The 20922-nt window shown below is 41.6% G+C and carries 23 protein-coding genes; 1 reads left to right on the plus strand and 22 read right to left on the minus strand.

The annotated features are described in order from the left end of the window. Positions 1–235: 235 nt before the first annotated feature. On the plus strand, positions 236–856 hold the full coding sequence (locus D4T97_RS14495) for a serine/threonine-protein kinase (protein ID WP_126051468.1): 621 nt from the start codon (positions 236–238) through the stop codon (positions 854–856). Between the two features lie 39 nt (positions 857–895). Here the strand turns inward: D4T97_RS14495 and D4T97_RS14500 are convergent, their stop codons facing one another. The 22 genes from D4T97_RS14500 to D4T97_RS14605 all read right to left on the minus strand — a co-directional run bounded on the left by D4T97_RS14500 (position 896) and on the right by D4T97_RS14605 (position 20917). Next, positions 896–1324 carry a cell wall hydrolase gene (locus tag D4T97_RS14500; protein ID WP_126051469.1) on the minus strand — a complete coding sequence of 143 codons (429 nt, stop codon included), beginning with the start codon at positions 1322–1324 and terminating at the stop codon, positions 896–898. Positions 1325–1396: 72 nt separating this feature from the next. After that, the gene (locus tag D4T97_RS14505) at positions 1397–2407 is read right to left on the minus strand and encodes a hypothetical protein (RefSeq protein WP_126051470.1); all 1011 of its coding nucleotides are present in this window, start codon (positions 2405–2407) and stop codon (positions 1397–1399) included. A 327-nt stretch (positions 2408–2734) separates the two neighbouring features. Beyond that, on the minus strand, positions 2735–3682 hold the full coding sequence (metA, locus tag D4T97_RS14510) for a homoserine O-acetyltransferase MetA (protein ID WP_126051471.1): 948 nt from the start codon (positions 3680–3682) through the stop codon (positions 2735–2737). Positions 3683–3813: 131 nt separating this feature from the next. Next, a complete protein-coding gene (locus D4T97_RS14515) occupies positions 3814–4824 on the minus strand; it encodes an ABC transporter substrate-binding protein (RefSeq protein ID WP_126051472.1) in 1011 nt (336 codons plus the stop codon). A gap of 15 nt (positions 4825–4839) precedes the next feature. After that, entirely contained in the window at positions 4840–5595 is a 756-nt protein-coding gene (locus D4T97_RS14520) for an ABC transporter permease (protein ID WP_126051473.1), read from the minus strand. Next, the gene (locus D4T97_RS14525) at positions 5528–6367 is read right to left on the minus strand and encodes an ABC transporter ATP-binding protein (protein WP_126051474.1); all 840 of its coding nucleotides are present in this window, start codon (positions 6365–6367) and stop codon (positions 5528–5530) included. Before D4T97_RS14525 ends, D4T97_RS14520 begins: the two co-directional genes overlap by 68 nt. A 98-nt stretch (positions 6368–6465) precedes the next feature. Continuing rightward, positions 6466–7392 carry a cysteine synthase A gene (cysK, locus tag D4T97_RS14530; RefSeq protein ID WP_126051475.1) on the minus strand — a complete coding sequence of 309 codons (927 nt, stop codon included), beginning with the start codon at positions 7390–7392 and terminating at the stop codon, positions 6466–6468. Positions 7393–7531: 139 nt separating this feature from the next. Continuing rightward, the gene (locus D4T97_RS14535; RefSeq protein WP_126051476.1) at positions 7532–9064 is read right to left on the minus strand and encodes a solute symporter family protein; all 1533 of its coding nucleotides are present in this window, start codon (positions 9062–9064) and stop codon (positions 7532–7534) included. A 2-nt stretch (positions 9065–9066) separates the two neighbouring features. After that, positions 9067–9375: a DUF485 domain-containing protein gene (locus tag D4T97_RS14540; RefSeq protein ID WP_126051477.1), complete on the minus strand. Its 309-nt coding sequence runs from the start codon at positions 9373–9375 to the stop codon at positions 9067–9069. 149 nt (positions 9376–9524) lie between these two features. Further along, complete coding sequence (locus D4T97_RS14545) at positions 9525–10292, minus strand: LytR/AlgR family response regulator transcription factor (protein ID WP_126051478.1); 768 nt, start codon at positions 10290–10292, stop codon at positions 9525–9527. After that, positions 10289–12037: a LytS/YhcK type 5TM receptor domain-containing protein gene (locus tag D4T97_RS14550; RefSeq protein ID WP_328588775.1), complete on the minus strand. Its 1749-nt coding sequence runs from the start codon at positions 12035–12037 to the stop codon at positions 10289–10291. The genes D4T97_RS14545 and D4T97_RS14550 overlap by 4 nt, the downstream gene beginning before the upstream one ends. Then, positions 12034–13584, minus strand: coding sequence for a solute symporter family protein (locus D4T97_RS14555; protein WP_126051480.1), 1551 nt, complete (start codon positions 13582–13584; stop codon positions 12034–12036). Before D4T97_RS14555 ends, D4T97_RS14550 begins: the two co-directional genes overlap by 4 nt. Further along, on the minus strand, positions 13581–13895 hold the full coding sequence (locus D4T97_RS21125; RefSeq protein WP_126051481.1) for a DUF485 domain-containing protein: 315 nt from the start codon (positions 13893–13895) through the stop codon (positions 13581–13583). The genes D4T97_RS14555 and D4T97_RS21125 overlap by 4 nt, the downstream gene beginning before the upstream one ends. 174 nt (positions 13896–14069) lie before the next feature. After that, on the minus strand, positions 14070–14324 hold the full coding sequence (locus D4T97_RS14565) for a hypothetical protein (RefSeq protein WP_126051482.1): 255 nt from the start codon (positions 14322–14324) through the stop codon (positions 14070–14072). 115 nt (positions 14325–14439) lie between these two features. Then, positions 14440–16002: an FAD-dependent oxidoreductase gene (locus D4T97_RS14570; protein ID WP_126051483.1), complete on the minus strand. Its 1563-nt coding sequence runs from the start codon at positions 16000–16002 to the stop codon at positions 14440–14442. A 424-nt stretch (positions 16003–16426) separates the two neighbouring features. Next, positions 16427–16609 carry a cold-shock protein gene (locus D4T97_RS14575; RefSeq protein WP_126051484.1) on the minus strand — a complete coding sequence of 61 codons (183 nt, stop codon included), beginning with the start codon at positions 16607–16609 and terminating at the stop codon, positions 16427–16429. 124 nt (positions 16610–16733) lie between these two features. Then, entirely contained in the window at positions 16734–17453 is a 720-nt protein-coding gene (locus tag D4T97_RS14580; RefSeq protein ID WP_126051485.1) for an anti-sigma factor, read from the minus strand. Beyond that, positions 17454–18008, minus strand: a complete 555-nt coding sequence (locus tag D4T97_RS14585) for an RNA polymerase sigma factor (protein WP_126051486.1) — start codon at positions 18006–18008, stop codon at positions 17454–17456. A 74-nt stretch (positions 18009–18082) separates the two neighbouring features. Further along, positions 18083–18631 (minus strand): hypothetical protein, encoded by a 549-nt coding sequence (locus tag D4T97_RS20805; protein ID WP_235872263.1) that lies wholly within the window; start codon positions 18629–18631, stop codon positions 18083–18085. 21 nt (positions 18632–18652) lie between these two features. Then, positions 18653–19420 (minus strand): extracellular solute-binding protein, encoded by a 768-nt coding sequence (locus D4T97_RS14595; RefSeq protein ID WP_126051487.1) that lies wholly within the window; start codon positions 19418–19420, stop codon positions 18653–18655. Positions 19421–19581: 161 nt separating this feature from the next. Then, positions 19582–20115, minus strand: coding sequence for a PepSY domain-containing protein (locus D4T97_RS14600; protein ID WP_164525586.1), 534 nt, complete (start codon positions 20113–20115; stop codon positions 19582–19584). Between the two features lie 109 nt (positions 20116–20224). Continuing rightward, a complete protein-coding gene (locus tag D4T97_RS14605; RefSeq protein WP_235872264.1) occupies positions 20225–20917 on the minus strand; it encodes a PepSY domain-containing protein in 693 nt (230 codons plus the stop codon). Between the last annotated feature and the right edge of the window lie 5 nt (positions 20918–20922).

Genomic DNA, 20922 nt, shown 5'->3' on the forward strand with positions numbered 1-20922 from the left:
GACTTGAGTATACATAAGCCTTATAATAAACCAATAAAATATTGTTTTTCCTTCCACTAAGGGGAGTAGCTGTACAACAAAGTCGTCAATACAGGACAAGTTCCTCGGCTCTGTTGGCAACGCATATTCGTTGTTTGCGAGACCTTACCAATTTTTGGTAAGGTCTTTTCTGTTTTTAAAGACGTCAGACCAAAAAATGGGATTGACGTCTTTTTCATTGAAAGGAGTATCTATTTTGGACTTATATAAAAATTTAGCAGAAAGCGTAGAGATAACTTATAGGAACAAAAAGCCTGTAGTCATTGGGCATTCAAATTCTTTATTGTTAGTGGGGATGGGACGAAGTGCCTTTGTATTCAAGATTAAGGATACAAACAAAGTAATCAAAGTATTCTTCCCTGAACTTAGCCATATTGCACGCGAAGAGGCATGCGTGTATAAAGTCGTCCAGCATATCGACTCGTACCCTTCATTATATGAATGCGGGCAAAATTATATTGTCATAGACTATGTTAAGGGCTATACATTTTTTGATTGTCTGACCCATGGAATACCTATCTCAGAAAAAGAGATTAGAGCTGTTGATTTTGCTTTATCTTCAGCTCGTAAAAATGGATTGAATCCTTCAGATATTCATTTAAGGAATATATTTAAAACACAGGATGGAGAAATAAAAATAATTGATGTTGCGCGCTTTCGTCAAAAGAAAAAATGTGACCAATGGGATGACTTAAAAAATGCTTTTTATCATTTTTATATCAAGCCCTTCTTTCCCAAAAAACTTCCACCCTTTCTACTAAATGGGATTGCTTTCTTATATAAAAATGTTTTAAGAAAACAAGCTGTGACTGAATAAAAAAACAAACAAGCGACTTTCGCTTGTTTGCAAGAAGGATTAGAACGTTTTATATACATTTTCACATTCTTCGCCTGTCGGCTCATAAAAGCAATGTAATTTATACCTTCCGACAAAAGGCTGGTCATACCATGTGGCTGGACAGTCTCCCGGCGGCCTAAAATACCATAGGCTGTATTTGGCCGGCCAGAGCCTTTCCCCTTTTACTGACCGTCTTGCCAGCCTTCTTTCACTTTCTCTTGCTCTTTGATAAAAATATCCATGTGTCACGGCTTCAAACGCATGTGGCTGGTAAACCATATGCGGGATGGTGCGAATACCGACAAAGTCAGAGCAGTTGGCCCTGATCCGATTGACCCCTACGTTACCTACCATGAGCATCCCCTGTGTGCCTTCCCCCTCCGCTTCGGCCCGCAGCAGCCTTGCCAACAAGTCGATATCTGATGATCTTGCTTTTACTACAGCCATGATACCACCTCCATAATTACTACATTTTCATTCTATTATTGGAGAGTGGAATTATTGAATCTGATATCATGCTTAAAATTGGCCGCGTGCCAAAGCTGCAATTACCTCCGGTGCTTTATACGTAAGCGGTTCTTGATGCAGTACCTGAAAAAAGTTGATGTCACTCGTATCAAGTGCTCCTAATGTCATCCTTGGAATGAGCCGTACATGGATGGGTTCTTTTTCTTCTGGATCAATGGACAAGACAAGATTAAAACTTGGAAAACCCTGTTCAATAAGCAGGGAGAAAATATTTTGGAGACCATTTGCAAAATGATGCCAATCGGCATCTTCAATATCCTCAATTGAAGTGGCGTTTTGGAATATCGAAATATAATCATTATGACTTTTCGGTGCGAATGCATGCAGCCACCCTATTGTTCCAGCTTCCGCAATCCATCTCTCACCGATTGATTTTTCAGTTTCATAGAGTTCCAAGAAATAACTTTTTCCTGTCTCCATCTCAAATTGTCTTGCTTTTTCATATGTCAATGTCTGATAATTCGTACCGCTGTCCGAAATAATAATATGGAGATGGGGATGGATGATACTTCCACCTGAAAGGGGCAGATAATTCCAATTAATAGAGGCAAACTTAGCTTGGGAATCAGTTATGCCTACCTTGTGGATGTATCTTTGGGCTGCCTTAAAAGCGTTAATAATAAATTGAGGAGTGAATTCATTTAAACGGACAAAATGGTCTCCAGAGAAAACAACCACTCCATTATGCTTACTGTAAGGAAATAGGTTCGGAAACACCAACGCCTCTCCTTCAATAATCCTTCCTTCCTCGGAAATCTTATCCGGAAAAACAGGAGTGAGTTTGAATATGTTTTCCGGACAAAAAGGGCAGTTGGCACCTTTCGTCTTTTCCGCAGCTTCGGAGTAATCAGTAGGAGCAATCGCCAAACCAGCATCATATACAAGCCGGGATGACTCCCCTGTCAACGGATCTAGACGAATTTCTGTTTCCCGTTCAATTTTTTCTCCGTCGTTATTATAAAAAATGAATGATTCTGTCTTTTTTCTCAGCTTAATGGCCATTGGCTCAACTCCTCCTCTTTTAAAAAACAATATAGCATGACTATATATAAGTCTGTTAATTATAATATCCAAATGCACAATCAGTGCGCAGGAGCAGGCTTGGTCCTTGCGGAGCTAGACTCTGGCCGCCTCAATGCGCTACATCCTCGTACAAGCTGACGCTTTTCCTATGTAACGATACCGACTTGTCCTGTCGCTTCGCTGGCACTAGGACCTCCTGTCCGTCGGAGCTAGACGCAGCATAATGGATAACAAAGTTATTCACAACCTTAGCACTTTATCATTACCTGTACGCAAAAAACCGCACGAAGAAAAATCCCGTGCGATTTATTTGTGTTCCTCTGGTGCAGGAACATCGACTTTTACTTTACGATCCTGCTCATAAGGTGTTTCCTGATAGACATAATAGTTCAGCCAATTGGAGAATAATAGATGACTGTGTGATCTCCACATGTTAATAGGCTGTTCGCCTGCATTATCATTCGGAAAGTAGTTTTCCGGCATTTGAATGTCCAATCCTTTTTTCAAATCTCTTTCATATTCAATTGCCAGTGTATCAGTATCATATTCCAAATGACCCGTGACCATGATATGCTTCTCATCCTTTGAGATGATGATGAATGGGCCGGCTTCCCCTTCGGATAACAGAAGCAGATTTGGATGCTCCAAAATTTCCTTGCGGCTCACACTTGTATAACGTGAATGTGGCGCAAAGTACACTTCGTCAAAGCCGCGGACAAGTTTAATCGTTTGGTCGTTAATTGTATGTTTGTAGATTCCTGAACATTTGCATGGAAGCTCAAACTTACCTATTCCATAATGGTGATAGAGCGCGGCCTGCGCACCCCAGCAAATATGCATGACTGACGTAACATGGTCATTTGTCCATTCCATGATCTTTGTCAGTTCTTCCCAATAATTGACATCTTCAAAAGCCAAATGTTCAATCGGGGCACCTGTGATGATCATTCCGTCAAAATAATAATTTTTCACAGAAGAATACGTTTTATAAAACTGCTCAAGGTGCGATTTGCTGACATTTTTTGATTGATGCGTTTCCATGTGCAGAAACGTAATGTTAACTTGCAAGGGCGAGTTTCCGAGCAGCCGAAGCAGTTGAACTTCCGTCTTTTCTTTTTCAGGCATCAAGTTCAAAATTAATATATTCAATGGACGGATATCTTGCGTGCTTGCTCTTTCTTCGTCCATTACAAATATTTTTTCTTTTTCAAGCACTTCCCGGGCCGGCATTTGTTTAGGAATGTTAATTGGCAATGAAATCCCTCCTGCTGAAAAAGCTAATACCACCTATTATAAGCGTGAATGTACTTTTCATCAATGGGAAAGGTCTTTTTGCTTTTATTTATAAAAGGACATGCCCGTAAATAGCCCCTTCGAGACAATCCCTATTTCTCAATTTCCTTTAAAAACTCCATTCTTATCATGCCGTCAATGTCATTGCTCGGGACATAACCCGCTTCTTTACTGATATCAGCCATTTCTTGAATAACCTTTTCGTTGACATTTGTCGTTACTTCCAAGCGCTTGAAAGCTGCTGAAGTTTCATCTTTATTAATTTCTTTCCCTGTCAAAGTCTTGATGTGTGAAATAACAAGATCTTGAGCTTCTTCTGGATTTTCTCGGATGAATTGCACCGCTTTTTTATGAGCTTTCAAATAAGCGGAAACATGTTTTTCATTTTTCAAAAATTCCTCACTTGAGGCGACAACTGTATTTGTCGACTCTTTCCCCCAGGCGAATTCATCCCAATCGAGCAGCATTTTCCCTTTGGCTTGGGATTCAAGTATATATCCCCACGGTTCCTGAGTAGCAGCGGCATCGACTGAGTTTTGAACAAATAGGGTAGCTGTATCAGCTGGTGCGGCTGCATACAGTTCAACCGTCCCATCATTGGCAGTTGGTTTTAAATCCACTTCTTCAAGGGCTTTTCGGAGCATTACATCCTGAGTGCTTCCAATAACTGGAATAGCCACTTTTTTCCCATCTAAATCCTCAAGCTTTTCGACTTCGCTCCCTTCACTTGCCACAAGGACGGCCCCGCCATTCACAGCACCCGAGATGATATGGAATTTTTGGTTTTTTACGTAAAAGTTCAACAGAGGTCCTGGTCCGACAGTTCCAACATCAATTGCTTTTGTCGTCATGGCTTCCATAAATAAGCCACCGTTATTCACAGTTTTTGTTTCAATCGTCACTTTATCACCAAACTCATCTTCAAAATAACCGTTTTCTAAGGCTACAATCGTAGCGATGTGTGTCAGGTTTGGAAAGTAGCCGATTTTTACTGTTTCATCGCCAGATGCTTTTTTGCCTGAAGAATCTTCGCTGGCACAAGCTCCTAAAATACCTGAAAACAAAATAGCAGTTAATAAAAAGAAAAATCGTTTTTTAAACAATTAATTTCTCCTCCGTCAGGCGGTTACGCCCCATTTTTTTTGAACAGATCTTTCTAACCGAACAAATATGATATTATCCATGATCGTTCCAATGACAGCTATGATAATCATGACTGAAATGACAAGGTCCATCTGTCCAAGGGATCTTCCGGTTTCAAGTAGTTGCCCAAGCCCTCCACCGGCACCCAGCAATTCTCCAGCCATCAATGCTCGCCATGAAAAAGCCCATGCAATTCGCAACCCTGCAATCAACTGGGGTACCGATGCAGGTAAAATTACAGTTCGGATAAAGTGTATTCCCTTTGACCCAAATGTTTTAGCTACTCGCTGATACAGCTGTGGGACGTTTTTAAATCCCGTTGTAGCACTGATTGTCATGGTCCAGGTCGCTCCAATGGTTACAATAAATAAAATGGAGAGGTCGTTCAGACCGAACCATATAATTGCAAGCGGAAACCAGACAATACTTGGAATGGACTGCAAGGCAGTGACCAAAAAGCCAAGTGTGTCTTCGACAAGTTTAAAGCGCCAGATTAAATATCCGAGGAGTAGTCCGACAGTGATTGCAATTGAAAAACCCAGTAGGAGCCTGCTTAAGCTTTTCACAATGGCCGCGCTCATCTGTCCGCTGACCAACCCGTTAAACAGGGTTTCCAGCACTTGAACGAGTGACGGAAACATGAACTCCGGCAGTCCGGATAATCTAGATGTGACTTCCCATATCGCTGCGATCAGCGCTATGAAGACGATCCGTCTTAAAGCTGTAGTCATCGCCCATCTCCTCCTTAAGAACTTTTTCAATTTCCTCCTCTAAAACTGATAAAATTCTTTGTTCCATATGGAGGGTGACACTGTCAGGCATAATCCCATCTTTCGTCGAAGGGATGGAAACAACTGTTTTTATTTTTCCTGGACGTGTAGCAAATACAATGACCTGCTCCGAAAGCAGCACAGCTTCACGGATGTTATGGGTTACGAAAAAAATCGTAACTTTTGTCTTTTTCCATATATCCAGCAGCTCCTTGTGCAACACCATTCTTGTTTGCTCGTCAAGGGCGGAGAACGGTTCATCCATTAAAAGGATATCCGGTTCCATGACAAGCGCCCGTGCAATGGAAACGCGCTGCTTCATCCCTCCGGAAAGCTGGTGTGGATAGGCATCCATATATTTACTTAAATGTACCATTTTCAAAATACTTGCCGCTTTTTCTTTAGCTTCTTTATTCGGAATTTTTTTCAGGCGCAGGCCGTATGTTACATTTTCCAAAACCGTTAGCCACGGAAACAGACCGGACTCTTGGAAAACAACAACCCGTTCGGGCCCCGGACCGGTTACTTTTTTGCCGGAAACGCGAATTTCTCCTTTGTTTGCATCTTCCAGTCCAGCAATTAAATAAAGAAGCGTCGACTTACCGCATCCTGAGGGACCTACGATGGAAACGAAACTTCCTTTATCAACGTCAATGCTTATATTATCCAGCACTTTGACCTGTTTTTTTTCATTCGCAAAGCTTTTTTCAATCCCTTTTATTGAGAGATACATCAAAACTCTCCTCCCAGATCATTTACAATTAAACTTATAAAAATAGTGGGTTTTTTCGTTGGACTTTGCCCCCATATTATGCAAGGCTCAAAATATTATTACATAAATAAATCACTGGATAAATATCGATCTCCTGTGTCCGGGGCAATGCAAACGACAGATTGTTCGGGAGTCAGCCTTGCTGCTACTTGTAAAGCAGCAAAAACAGATGCCCCGCTTGATGGGCCTAGCAACAAGCCTTCTTTTGAAGCAAGCTGGCGTACTGTTTCATACGCTTCACTATCTTGTATTTTAAATATTTCGTCATAAATACCTGTGTTTAATACTGGGGGAATAAAGCCTGGACTCGTACCAACCAGCTTGTGCTTCCCGGGTTCCTCTCCTGACAAAACAGCCGAGCCGGCCGGCTCTACCACATGGACGGTAATTTCCGGGTTATACTCCTTTAATGTTTCACCGGTTCCGGTTATTGTTCCCCCCGTTCCCGAAGTTCCGATGAAGGCAGCAAGCTGTCTTCCGGTTTCTTCAATGACATCAATTATTTCTTTCGCAGTCGTTGTCCGGTGGATGTCCGGATTTGCTGGATTTTCAAATTGCATCGGCACGAAGCTGTTTGTTATCGAAGCTGCCAATTTATTCGCCTTTTTGATGGATCCGGGCATTTTTTCTTCGCTCGGTGTAAGTACCACCTCAGCCCCGTAAGCTTTTAAAATATTAATCCGTTCTGCAGTTGAAGAATCAGGCATGACGATAATAGATTTGTAGCCCCGGGAAGCAGCATTCATTGCCAATCCGATACCGGTGTTTCCAGACGTCGGCTCTATGATGGTTGCCCCGTCCTTAAGGAGACCCGCACGCTCGGCGGCTACTATCATATTGAGTGCAGCTCGGTCTTTTACACTTCTGCTGGGATTAAAATATTCCAGTTTGACCAATACCTCGGCCCCATCCGGTTTTGGAAGTCTATTTAGCTTGACCAAAGGAGTATTGCCGATTAGGTCAGCAATATTATTTACTACTTTCATTGTTTACATCCTTTCTGACGGATAGTAAAATTCATTATAGCAAATTTAATTCCTACAATACATAGTAAAATACAATGAATTACTTTAAAAAAATAACATATCCTCAAATATCGAGGATATGTTTGTGATTTGTTGAGGATTAAAGTTCAGCCCCCAATCCCGTATTAGATTTTACATCCATTTCATTGTACTTCTCTGTGTTATTTTCCGGTTTCGTGATAAGAGAAACGACAATCGAGGTGATGAAACCTAATGGAATACTGATAATCCCAGGGTTCGCGAGCGGGAAGATCGCATTCTCCCCCATGACACTTGGCCCAATGAAGACGAGCAGTACAGCACTAAGCATTCCGGCAAGCATCCCTGCAATAGCTCCTGCCGTGTTAAAACGCTTCCAATAAAGCGCGAAGATAATAACGGGCAGGTTCGCACTGGCGCCAACGGCGAATGCCAATACCACCAAATAAGCTACATTCATTCCCTTAGCCAAAATTCCAAGAGTGATAGACAATGCTCCGATGACTAATGCAGTATTCCTCGCGACCATGAACTGCTTCTTGCTGTCTACTTTTCCACGCTTGATGACATTTGTATAAATATCGTGCGCAAAGGCTCCTGATCCCGCGATAACTAGCCCCGCAACGACAGCAACAATGGTAGCAAAAGAGACTGCCGATATTAGCGACATAAAGATTTCACCGCCAATTGTCCCTGCGCCGCCGCCGATATACTGAGCCAGTAGTGGCGCAGCCATATTTCCTCCTTTATCAGCCGCCCGGATGGCATCGGAACCGACAAGAACAGAAGCGGCAAAACCGACTAAAGCAATCATTATATAGAATATTCCAATCAATACCATTGCCCAAATGACTGATTTGCGGGCTTCCTGGGCTGACGGCACTGTATAGAAGCGAATCAATATATGCGGCAGGCCCGCAGTACCCAGAATCAACGCCATCCCCAGTGATAAGAGATCAACCGGATTTTTATAAAGTACTCCCGGTGATAAGAATTCCCTGCCATTTTTGTCAACTACTTCTCCAAACAATCCAGAAATACTGAACTTAAATATTAATGCGACTAATAGGACAAGAATAAGAGTAGCGAACATTAAAAGAACTGCCTTAATGATCTGGACCCAGCTTGTTGCCAGCATCCCACCGAGCATCACGTAAATAATCATCAATGCACCGATAATAATAACTGCCAGCTCATACGGGATGCCGACTAGCAGGTTGATGATTGCCCCTGCACCCACCATCTGTGCAACCATGTAAAACGTCGTAACAACCAAGGTGACGATGGCAGTCATCATCCGGATCGGCCTTTCTTTCAACCGTGAAGCCAAAACATCCGCCACCGTAAATTTTCCGGAATTTCTAAGAGGTTCGGCAACGACATAGAGTACAATTACATATCCAACCATCCAGCCGACGGCATACATAAAGCCGTCATAACCGTTTAAAGCCACCAGCCCGGCAATTCCAAGAAAAGAAGCAGCACTTAAATAGTCGCCTGAGATTGCCAACCCGTTTTGCCAACCAGTTAAAGAACGTCCTGCTGTATAAAAATCGGCTGTACTTTTATTTCTTTTTGCAGCCCAAAGTGTGATATAAATTGTCGCTCCTACAATGGCCACGAATAAAAATATTCCAAATGCATGTGCGCCCATACCTATGCCCCCTTCCTCTGCCTATATTTCTCTACGGTTTCTTTCGCTTTTTCATCAAAGCCTTTGGCTTTAACAAAATATACAAATGCCAGAGCCCAGGCGACGAAATAGAGAGATACACCGTAAAGGTAACCAAAGGTTAGATTTCCGAAAACAAATTTTCCCATTAGGGGCTTTGCATAGGCTGCCATCAATGGAAAAGACAAATACAGGCAGAAAAATAAAATGACAACAGGCCAAATAAAGCGTAATTTGGACCTTTTTAGTTCACCAAACTCCTTTGAATTCGCAATTTGATCAAAGTTTTCCACTTCATTGCACCTCCCGGTTTGGAATCAAATCAGTTCGAAAAACCTGATTTAAATAAATATAAACCAGAGGTGCAACAAAAACTGGAAAAAGTCGTGAATTGTCTGAAACTTCGTCTGAATTGCACGAAACCATATGTAAGCGGTATCATTCATTGTCCCAACAGCTGAAACAGCTTTTTCTGTGCATTGCGGCTGACCGGGATTCGTGTTTTCTTTCCGCCCTTTAAAATCAAGTTGTATGCTCCATTGAACCATGGTGTGATTTCTTGGATGAAATCCAAATTCACCAAATAACTTCGATGGGTACGAAAAAATGGAAAACCTTTCAGTTTTTCCTCAAGCTCCTGTAATGTCATTTTTCCTAGGATATATTCATTAGCAGTATGTATCTCTACAAATCTATCAACTCGTGTTGCATAATAAATAGATTCAGGTGATAATACAACCACTTTCTCTCCATCATCTACTAACAGTTTAGATGATGAGGGGGTTGGAACCACAGCCGCTTTTTCAGGTTCTTCATTCGATGAAGCAAATGGAGAAAAGTTGGATAGCCGCCGCCTGACCCTGTCCAAAGCCTCCTTCAAGCGTAATTCGTCATATGGTTTTAATAGATAGTCGACCGCTTCGACTTCAAATGCTTCTAAAGCATAATTATCATAAGCTGTCGTAAATACAAAAAGTGGAGGATTATCTTTCTCCTTGATCAATATTTTAGCAACATCCACACCTGAGAGCCTGGGCATGTGAATGTCCAAAAAGATGACATCAGGAATATATTTTTCATAAAGCTCAAGCAATTGTTCCCCTGATTCCGCACTCGGACAGAGCAGAAAGCCTTTTTCCTGCTGAAGCATATATATAAGCTCTTCTCTGACGAGACGCTCATCTTCGGCAACCATTACTCGTATCGTCATGTCGCTTTCCTCCCTTTTTTATTATCTGGAATTTCAAAGTATACTTCACTGCCTCCCGACGGCAAGTTTCGAATGTGCAGACGGGACTGGTCGCCAAGCATTCCTATCAAACGCTGATTAACATTGTAGAGTCCTGTGCCTCCACCACGCTCGCTTTCTATCGGAGAGTTGCCCGCAAGAGATAGATCAATGTCTGAGAAACCGCTTCCGTTATCCCGGACAGCAATATGCACCTTACCATTCACTTGCCGTATTTCCACGTCAATCCTCCCGCCTTGCATCACATTTTCCAATCCATGTTGAACACTGTTTTCGACAAGCGGCTGAATAGTCGAAGGCGGGATCATTGCTCCCTTGCAATCATTATTCGGAGAAAAACAGATGGTAAGCCTGCCATAAAATCGGGCTTGAATGATTTCGATATATGACTGCAAATGCTCGCATTCTTTTTCTAGTTCCACCAGGGAAGTGGAAGCCAATCGCAGATTGAATCTCATAAAGCTGCCCAGCTGTACTGTGATATGCCTGGCTTTTTCAGGGTCCGTCCGAAATAAAGTGGCTATGAGATGAAGTGTGTTGAACAAGAAATGCGGATTGATCTGCGCTTCCAGATTCCGAAGCTCTGCATCACGGATAAGTGCTTGCAGTTTTTCGGATTGTACGACTGCAAGCTGATTAGTCAGCAGCTTTCCCAGTCCTTGCGCCAGGACAATTTCAACTGACCGTATATGCTGTGACTTTCGAAAGTATAGCTTTATTAATTTGCTGGTTTTGTTTGATTCCATTATTGGAACAATAATCGCCGCCTGTAATGGACATTTGTCATGCGTACAATATATGTGATCCTGGGAATAAGCCACCTTCAATTTTCCTGTTTGAATCACTTCATGAGATAGTCTTGTCTGCAAGGGATCACCCTGTTTATGATGATCTGAGCCAAGCCCTACATATGCCAACACCTGTTCCCTGTTTGACACCGAAACAGCCGCAACCTTCAACCGTTTAAATAGAAGTTCTGCAATTCCCTGCGCCATATCAAATTGAGACTCTTTTTTTAAATGTGGCAAGGCATCCTCGGCGATCAGCAGCGCCCTTCTTGTCTCTAATGCCGCTTCCCGTTCCTGTTCGTTAATGGCCGCAGCAATCATCGCTGTAAAGATGGCAATTGCTACACTATTAGAAAAAACAAGAGGCAAGCTGATTTGATCGACGGCAGTTTTTATAAAATCATCATGCGGATTAAATATGAGCAGCAGACCCATTTGTAAAATAGGCGGAAATATACCGATAAACAACGCCTTTAATGGGGAGATTACTCTTTCATGGGAAAAAAAGCGTGCTGTCATTCCTACAAGTAAACCGGTCAATATATTGACAATCCACCCTGCGATGTTTCCCATGCCACTTAGATAATACAGGTGAATGCCGGAAATAAGGCCTGCCCCCATTCCAACAACAGGCCCTCCCAATAAGCCGGCGATGACTGTGGCTACGAGACTGGAGCTGACAATCAACTGATTATCCTGAACCGGGGAAAGAATATACTGCGATACAATTTGACCATTCTCAATTACAATACCTGAAATTGTGCCAGCTATCCCAAATAGGCCATATATCATGGCATGCAATATAACCGTCTTTGCATCTATTTCACGATCAAGCAGGCTGCGGAAGCTTGGGATCCTTGTCATTAAAAATGCCAAAATCAATAACAGTCCCAGTCGCTGGACCAGAATATATGTCATAAATTCCACCAGCCGTTCCTCCTTGTATCAATTCCTGTGTGGGCTTTGACAAGCAACCGAAAATACTTTTGATCATCAGGCGCCTCTTTGGAAAAGATTGTGCCAAGAATTGCGCCCAAAAACCCGATTGGTATAGCGATAATTCCTGGATTATAAATTGGCAATAAGGCCTCCCGGGCAATCCAACCATTATCAATATTCATAATATGCGGTCCTAAAAGCACAAGTAGAACTGATGATAAAAACCCGCTTAGCATTCCCACCAAAACCCCATGCTGATTAAAGCGCTTCCAATATATAGTCAATAAAATTACGGGCAAATTCGTAGATGCAGCAATAACAAAGGTCAATGAAACTAGGAAAGTGACATTTATATTTTCCAACCCCAACGAGAATAAAGTAGCTATCATTCCTATTCCAACAGCCGTCCACTTTGCAACTCGAAGCTGTTCCTTGTCTGTCGCTTTCCCTTTTTTATAAATATGATGATAGACATCATGAGAAAGGGAAATGGTGGCCGATATGACCAAACCTGTCACGACAGCGACAATCGTAGTAAAAGCGAGTGCAGAAATGAAAGCCAATAGGAAATCTCCCCCCAACTCTTTTGCTAAAAGGGGAGCAGCCAAATTGCCGGTAGGATCCGCAAGTGTCAACTTCTCCATTCCTACCAAAGCGATCGTTCCTAATCCGAGTACAAGAGTCATAATGTAAAAGATGCCAATGATCCAAGTCGCAGTTATTACTGAACGGCGAACTTCCAACGTATTTTTCACTGTATAAAAACGAATTAATATATGAGGCAGGCCAGCTGTACCCAAAAGTAATGCAAGCTTCAATGAGAACATTTCCAGAAAGTCATCAAATAGGTTTCCAGGATAAAAAAAGCTTGTCCCCAATGGAGTTCCTTGCTTTACATATTCAATCAATTGTAGGACTTGCCAATCGAATCGAGCAAGGACCATAAGTGACACAAGGAAAGTACCGGACATAAGAAGCACCGTCTTCACAATTTGCACCCAGCTTGTGGCAACCATTCCCCCAAGAACCACATACACGGTCATCAAACTTCCGATTACCAAGACCGAAATGGAATAGTCGATACCTAAAAGCAGGCGGATTAAAAGGCCCGATGCAACCAATTGGGGTATCATATAAAAAATGGATATAAAAAAAGTGCCTCCCGCCATCAGCAACCGAATCTGATGACTCGGAAACCGCGCACAAATAACATCTCCCAGCGAATATTTCCCTAAATTTTTAACCGGTTCAGCAATCAAAAACAGAACAATCAGGTAGGAAACCAAGAAGCCGATTGAATATAAAAAGCCATCATATCCATGGAGGGAGATTGCTCCGGTAATCCCCAGGAATGAGGCGGCGCTGATATAATCACCCGCTATTGCCAAACCATTTTGAAATCCAGTCAAATGACCCGATGCAGCATAAAATTGCGAAGTGGTTCGATCCCGCTTTGCAGCCCAGTGGGTAATGATCAGAGTACAAATAATAATGCATAGAAAAAAGAAAAAATATGTATAATTCATTTGACAGTCCTCTGTTTTAGATAATCAACCAATTCATCATGACGCTTCGCCTTACACCAATAAACCCAACCCAAAATCCATGTCACCGCAAGCTGAAAAAAGGCAAAGAGCCACCACCAAGGAATGAACAAAGATTTTCCTTCAATATTTATCCACCGCGGAAGATACCATATTAAAAAGGGAAGAGCAAAATAAAAAAAAATAAAGAGTATCGTCATAGGAATAATGAGACGTTTCTTGCTTGTAATTAACTGTTGGAAAAGTATGGTTTCTTTCATGATATACAAGTGCACCAACCTTCCTAAGGGCATTCTTTCATTATCTCATTCTACCAAAGTTTCATATAATATTGAAATTCTGAATATTATTATTGAAAAATGAGGCCCCCTGAATTACTTTTCAGGGGGCTTTCAGTAAGGCAAGGCTCCATTGATGGCTGGGACTATTCGTCTCTCACCGAGCTGTTTGTGAGGTTTTTTCGACGGTTAGCTTGGATTAATGGGGTGTCTGTTTCGATTTTTTTTGCCTTTATTAATCAAATTATTTGGCGCCAGTTCCTTAGATATTTCCATCAATGGATTGTTGTTGGCCGAACTACCGGCGTTCTGAAACATATCCTTTGCATTATTCAGCATGGATTGCACAGGCTGCATATATTTTCCATTCCTATATCTGCTTAGACCGTAAGCTGCAGCTCCAATGCCAGCAGCAGCCATCATTGTAGACCAGAATTTTCTCATTTCCAAGCCTCCTGTTTTATCCCATAATGTTTTCATCCAAAACCTGATTTTGGACTGTTCTTATTTTAAACTCCCTTTGATTTCTTATTCATGGATAAAAACGGCCTGCTTTCTTTCATGTTGATGTTGAATAGTCAATTTTATCCGGGTCAATCCTTTTTAATGGTTGATCTGCCGGCCCCTCAATCACTTCTCCATCATATGAAAACCTGGAGCCATGGCATGGACAATCCCATGTTTTATCCCCGCTGTTCCAGTTCACTTCACAACCCATGTGAGTACATGTTGTGTCCACGACAAACAGCTGCCCTTTGTTATCTTTATAAGCACCTGCCCTTTTTCCTTTAATTGTAATGACTGCTCCTTCATCGTCCTTAATATTCATCATTTCTTTATCTGGCCTATCGAACTTTCCGCCGATTAAATGGGCAGCTACATTCATGTTTTCCTTTACAAATGATTTGAGGCTTGGATCCAATGGGAATCTTGATGGCGAATAAAACCTTTCATATGGGTTTTCCTTTCCCGTAATCAAATCCTTGATTAACATTCCTGAAAAGGTTCCGTGAGCCATTCCCCATTTCCTGAATCCTGTTGCTATAAAAACATTTCTATAACTTTCAGATATCCTTCCGATGTATGGTACTTTGTCGGGGGTAACGAAATCCTGCGCCGACCATCTGTATAAAATTTCTTTTGCGCCGAACAATTTGACAGCATCTTTTTCCAACGCTTCATAATGCTCTATTTCAGGTACTCCTTGCCCAGTTTTATGACTATCTCCAATAACTAGTACCATCTCTTCCCCGTCGATCTTGACACTTCTGAAGGAACGTGTCGGTTTATCGGCCGAAAGATACATTCCTCCCGGAAATTTTTGGGCAGGCTTAACAGCAATCACGTAGGATCGTTTTGGATATAGCCGTGCAAAATATCCCTTCCCATCGTGAAACGGGAAATGAGAAGCTGAAATAACATATTTCGCCTTGACCCTTATGTCATTTCTTAAATGAATGACCGCAGGGTCGCCGTGCTCCATATTGATTGCCGTTGTCTCTTCAAAAATTTGAACACCCATTTCGGTCAGATCCTTAATCATGTGAGCCAAATATTTTAATGGATGGAACTGAGACTGATTTTTCATTTCTACTGCACCGATAGACGGAATTTTTAATGGCATGTTATCAATGAACCCGCCTTCTATCCCCAACTTCTCATAGGCTTTTGCTTCCTTCTCAAGCGTTTGTCTGTCATTTTCTGCGGAAGAGTAAATATATGCACTCTCTTTTTGAAAGTCGCAGTCAATCGTATTGCTTTGAATATAATTTTCAATAAATTCAGCTGCATCTTTGTTTGCTGAATAATAAAGCTTAGTATCTTTGCTCCCAAAATGATTGATCAACTCATCATATATGAGACCATGCTGAGCTGTAACTTTTGCTGTTGTATGTCCCGTGGTTCCGTTCAATAGACGTGTCGATTCGAGAAGCGTAACTTTTAATCCTTCTTTTGCAAGTAAATAGGCGGCTGTAATTCCGGAGATTCCCCCGCCAACGACAGCCACTTCTGTTTCGATATCGTTTTCTAGAGGCGGAAAGGCAGATACTTCTGTAGATTCGATCCAATATGATTTAGGGTTATTTGGCAAAGAAACATTGTTTGAGTGCTCGTTATTCATAACTTGTCCTCCTTATCTCTATCCATATTTCAGTTTCCCCATTTTCCAGGAAAAATGTACGTGTAAAATGTAATATCAGATAAGAAGGATTGGGTTGAATTGGAGTAATGAAAAAGCTCGCTGTTAGTGTAAATTTTCCTTTGTTTAACGGCACAGGTTATTTCAGCTTCAGGCGGACGGTAATCTTCCTCCCGCTCCTCCTGCTAGGGTCTCACTTAATACGCTTTTCCCATGTCTGCCTGCGGCTCCTGCCTCTCAGAACGCTTCAATCTTGTATTAAAGACAAGATGCTCCGCTATTATCAAACCCTCCAGCGTCTTTCCTGTCTTGCAGGAATAGCCCCCGCTGCTAGAGTCAATAGGTTTTTAAAGCAAAAATGAAAAGGCCGCTCCGGCGGAATCCGCGGAACGGCAGCATTGTTAAATCATGATATGACTGGCAAAACTCTGGTTTCCTGTGTCATTTCTGATTTACAAATCGGACAAGTAGTTTTATTTTCTGTAGAAAAGGCATCCCTCATCCAACAAGAACATTGCTCATTCGTACATGACCAAACAATCGTTTCCTCTTCAGGAACAGGCTCCTGAGGCCCTCTTCTATAAGCCATGAATAAGATCCCCTTTCTTGTTATCCTTTCTATTATACCCCATTTTTGGAATAAAAAAAATGAACGGGTCAAAAGAGTGTTCGGGATGCATCGACAAGATCCTTTAGGCTTGAAGTGGTAATGCTCAGGCAGACCCTGCAATCTTTTCTCCTCTTGGAAGATCACTATTTTCGTCGGGTTCGGTGGTGATGCCGATTTGATCAAACTGAATGCCACGATCAAGTTCGAATATCAGTACACCAGTTCCTCTTTCATCAGGCCTGAATATCCCGGCATTTTCGCGCTTTCCGTTATTGAGGAGCCATACTTGATATACTTCTGCTCCTTGGAGTACAGGCATATGTTCCATCCTAACAATCAGCTTTTTGGATTCCCCCTCTTGAAGAACGACGGCAGTTCCTGTCAAGCGGCTGCTTGTTTTTCCAGACGAGCTCAACTGGAAGGTCTCTACAATTTCACTTGGAAAGGGTTTTTCCGCATTGCTATTTTGATTTGAAAGTACATGGAAGCATAGATAAAGTGCCATGATAGACAAAACCAGTACAAATCCGCTTGCCCAAGGAGTATATTGTCTTTTTATTTTGGCAGTCCTATGAGCCGAACGCTTGAGTGGATCCTTTTTGCTTTCATGTTTAAAAACATAGTCCATTACATCTGCTTTCAGCGTTTCCGGTACATCTTTTTCTTCAAAATCCATTTGCAATGCATTCCAGACATCAGTCATTTCCTCAAACTCCTTAGAGCATTGTTTGCATTCTTTCAAATGCTTCATATATTTGAGTTTTTCCCCTCCACTTAATTCGTCCGCCATAAAGTAAAGCAGTTTTCCGCATTCCGCTCTCATCTAAATATCCCCCAATTCCAAATACTTCCTAAGTCGCTTTAGTGATTCATGCAACCGGCTTTTGATTGTGCCTACAGGCTCATTTTCAATGACGGCAATTTCCGTCAAAGAATATCCTTTCCAGTACAACAAATCAATCACTCTCTTCTGTGCGGTGCTCAACTTGCTTTTGGCGAATGAAATTTCACTTCGGACAAGACTGTCTTCAATACCATTAAATGGATCGGGAATATCGATTTGACTAGTGGAATCGCTCTCAAAACGGTTATCCATATAGAGATGATTTTTGCGGATATAATCAATGCACACATTTCTTGTAATGGTCAAAAGCCAATTGACAAAGCTTCCCTTGTCGGGCCGGTACCGGCTTTTTGTTACCCATAGCTTTAGAAAGACGAGCTGGACAATCTCTTTTGTTTTTTCTACATTTCCGTTGGTGAATTTATATGAAAATCCGTATATCATTTTTATGTACCTATCATAAATCTCTTCCAGGGCAGGACGGTGTTTTCCGTTAACCATTCTCATCAGCTCTTCATCATTTAAGTCCTTCAAATGCGCCTGCACTCCCATACTATTTTTTCTAAAAAAATGGAAAAACCGCCGCTAAAAAGCGGCAGTCCCCTCAATTATTTTTCAAATTCAGTATCTTTTGCGATGATATACCAGGCATCTTTAACGCCTTGGCCGTTAACATCTCCTTCTTGCTGGTCCTTTGCAAAGTAATAAAGAGGGTAGCCCTTATATGTAACTTGTTTAGCATTAATATCCTCTCTTGTAATTGTACCAAAGTCCTTTTTGTCAAAGCCATATGGAACATTAAAGTCTTTTGCAAAAAATGCCGGCCAATTGCCAAGGCATTCTCCACTGCAATTGCTTTTTTTCGGCTCATCATTTTCGAAATAGTACAAGGTCATTCCTTTGGAATCGGCAAGATATTCTCCAACCTCTGTGTTTTCCATAAGCTGAAGACTTTCTGCAACTCCGTTTTCAACCGGCTTTTCTCCGCTATCATCTTTGGTTTCACTCTCTTCCTCGGCTACAATGTTCTCTTCTCCGGACTTGTCTTTTTGAACGCTGTCAGGCTCATCGTCTACACTTTCATTGCTGCCGCTTCCACAAGCAGCCAAAAATAATGCGGTGATAAAGATTGCCAAAAACAGTGTCACTTTTTTCAAGACCCATCGTTCCTTTCCCGTTTATTTCCATCCCCATTTTTGAAAAACTTGATGGGATGATTCCGTTTTCAAATGCTCAATGAATTGTTTTGCAGCTTTCTTTTGATCCGACTCCGCCGCAATCGCAATAGGAGTACCGCGGTAAAGCTTGTCCTCTTCTGGAAGTTCAACTAGTTCAGTAACGTCTGACAAACGGTAATGCCACGATTCATAGGTGATCCAGGCGTCATACTTGTTGCTTTTCTTCCACAGTTCAATTGCTTCGGCACTTGACGAAACGGAGTGATTAATATTTCGGCTGATACCGGAAATCAACCCTTTTCTCCCAGCCAAATCTTCCCAAAGTCCCAGTTGGCCAGCACCGTTTACGTCAATAATTTTAACTCCATTTTTTGTTATATCCTCCAGAGACTGGATGTTTTTCGGGTTCCCCTTTCTCACCAATATGCCTGCTGCTCTTGGATAAAGCTCTGCTTTCGACTTTTCATCGATGAGCCTTGGATATTTAAGCATGAGATTACGAAGCATATACTCCGAGCCGCCGTAGATGACATCTGCATCCTGCTTAGCCGCTTCTATCCATTTTGTTTCCGGGCCCGCTGTTACAGACACTTTAATCCCTGTTTCTTTCGTAAACTGCTCAGCAAGCTCATTGATCGGTCCCAATGGTCCTCCTGGACCATATACGCTCAGCGTTGTTTCTCTTTCCTTTGATTTTCCGGCCGATGAAAAACCCAGTAAAGCAGTTACCAACAATAATGCTGCTATAAAAATAACCGACTTTCTCATATTGCTTACAGCTCCTTTCAAAAATAAATACGGTTTCATTATAAATAACGGCCATAACTCAAAAACGGTTTGAAAAATTCATATCATGTATTTAAATGGAGGATATAAGGATTTCAAATAAAAAAACGCACTATTTAAGTGCGTTTACCCGTATCATTCATTTAATCATTGTCGATTTCTTTTTCAATAATATTCCCGTTGTTCACATCTACTTTGTATTCAATTTCTGTTTGGCCTTTTAATATTTCAATTTTATAATAGCCGTCCTCTGAATCGAGTTCTGATTCCTTAACAACTCCAGTGGTGTCCTTCTGTACAATTTCAATGGCTTCTAAGAGTGGAATTTTCACGGCTATACTGTTATCTTCTTGTTCAAACGCATGATTTGTATCATACATTTCCCTTTCAACGTCCATAATCTTTCCTGATATTGCATCTACATCCAAATCAATCTCTTCGCCTTTGTTTTCCAACAGAAGTTCAATATCATAAACCTGATGGCCGTTTTCCTTATCCAGTTCAATATTTTTTAATTTCCCTCCAAATTCTTTCAATGCAATATCTTTTGCTTCTTCCATTGAAATGACTGAAGGCGTATTTCCTTTAGAATTAGTTTTCGGAGTTGCTCCAGCACTGACTGCTCCTCCTAAAATGAGAAGTCCTGTAATACTTCCAATCAATAGCTTCTTTTTCATCATAATTTCCTCCCTTGATATGTTATATTTACATATTAGCGCCCCGTGATGAGACTTCACTTACAGGAAAATGAGAAAATGATGAGAATAGAATGAAAGAAAGCTCATTTTAGTCGTCCCAAGTAACGGAAAGCACTTCACCTGTGATTGCATTGATTTGGACCGTTGCCTCTTTGTCATTATCCAGCTCAATCTCTACCATGTAGTATGATAAACCGCCGGATTCCTCCAAATCGACATCGTCCACTTTCCCGTTAACCTGCTCCAATGCAATTTTGACTGCTTCCTTTGCGGTAATTTTATGAACCGCTTTATTTTGGGGCAAAGCCTTTTTTTTCTCCGATTTAGTTATAACACCAGATAAGGCGTCAATTTTCAATGTGATTTCAGTCGTTCCTTCTTTTAGTACCACGAAATAAAAGGAATGGGCGTCTTCTAATTTTTGATTAATTTGCGTTATTTTTCCGGGATATTTCTCTTGGACGAGCTTTTCAATTTCTCGCTCTGTCAGAAGCTTATTCTTCAAGTCATCTTCATGTTTGACGAGGTTCATGACTTCTCCACTTTTTGCATTGACAGAAACCCCATATTCGCCGGATTGCATCTGGATGATGACTGAGTATATCCCTCCACTTTTCTCTACTCTTACAATCTCCCCGCCATACATTTCCTGAACAAGTTTGCCAGCCTCTGTTTCCGTCAATGTATCTGAAGCCACCAGGCTTGAAAACCCCCAGACAGCCGCACCAATGAAAATAAAGGCAGTCACCATAATCAATATGATCCGTTTTTGGAATTTCATTTGAT

The organism is Siminovitchia acidinfaciens (assembly GCF_003605385.1).
Taxonomy (GTDB): Bacteria; Bacillota; Bacilli; order Bacillales; family Bacillaceae_C; genus Siminovitchia; species Siminovitchia acidinfaciens.

Coding starts and splice junctions, on each gene's coding strand:
- D4T97_RS14500 (WP_126051469.1), bottom strand. CDS start 1,324: ATGGCTGTAGTAAAAGCAAGATCATCAGATATCGACTTGTTGGCAAGG.
- D4T97_RS14505 (WP_126051470.1), bottom strand. CDS start 2,407: ATGGCCATTAAGCTGAGAAAAAAGACAGAATCATTCATTTTTTATAAT.
- D4T97_RS14520 (WP_126051473.1), bottom strand. CDS start 5,595: ATGACTACAGCTTTAAGACGGATCGTCTTCATAGCGCTGATCGCAGCG.
- D4T97_RS14525 (WP_126051474.1), bottom strand. CDS start 6,367: ATGTATCTCTCAATAAAAGGGATTGAAAAAAGCTTTGCGAATGAAAAA.
- cysK (WP_126051475.1), bottom strand. CDS start 7,392: ATGAAAGTAGTAAATAATATTGCTGACCTAATCGGCAATACTCCTTTG.
- D4T97_RS14535 (WP_126051476.1), bottom strand. CDS start 9,064: ATGGGCGCACATGCATTTGGAATATTTTTATTCGTGGCCATTGTAGGA.
- D4T97_RS14545 (WP_126051478.1), bottom strand. CDS start 10,292: ATGACGATACGAGTAATGGTTGCCGAAGATGAGCGTCTCGTCAGAGAA.
- D4T97_RS14550 (WP_328588775.1), bottom strand. CDS start 12,037: ATGACATATATTCTGGTCCAGCGACTGGGACTGTTATTGATTTTGGCA.
- D4T97_RS14555 (WP_126051480.1), bottom strand. CDS start 13,584: ATGAATTATACATATTTTTTCTTTTTTCTATGCATTATTATTTGTACT.
- D4T97_RS21125 (WP_126051481.1), bottom strand. CDS start 13,895: ATGCCCTTAGGAAGGTTGGTGCACTTGTATATCATGAAAGAAACCATA.
- D4T97_RS14565 (WP_126051482.1), bottom strand. CDS start 14,324: ATGAGAAAATTCTGGTCTACAATGATGGCTGCTGCTGGCATTGGAGCT.
- D4T97_RS14570 (WP_126051483.1), bottom strand. CDS start 16,002: ATGAATAACGAGCACTCAAACAATGTTTCTTTGCCAAATAACCCTAAA.
- D4T97_RS14575 (WP_126051484.1), bottom strand. CDS start 16,609: ATGGCTTATAGAAGAGGGCCTCAGGAGCCTGTTCCTGAAGAGGAAACG.
- D4T97_RS14580 (WP_126051485.1), bottom strand. CDS start 17,453: ATGAGAGCGGAATGCGGAAAACTGCTTTACTTTATGGCGGACGAATTA.
- D4T97_RS14595 (WP_126051487.1), bottom strand. CDS start 19,420: ATGAGAAAGTCGGTTATTTTTATAGCAGCATTATTGTTGGTAACTGCT.
- D4T97_RS14600 (WP_164525586.1), bottom strand. CDS start 20,115: ATGAAAAAGAAGCTATTGATTGGAAGTATTACAGGACTTCTCATTTTA.
- D4T97_RS14605 (WP_235872264.1), bottom strand. CDS start 20,917: ATGAAATTCCAAAAACGGATCATATTGATTATGGTGACTGCCTTTATT.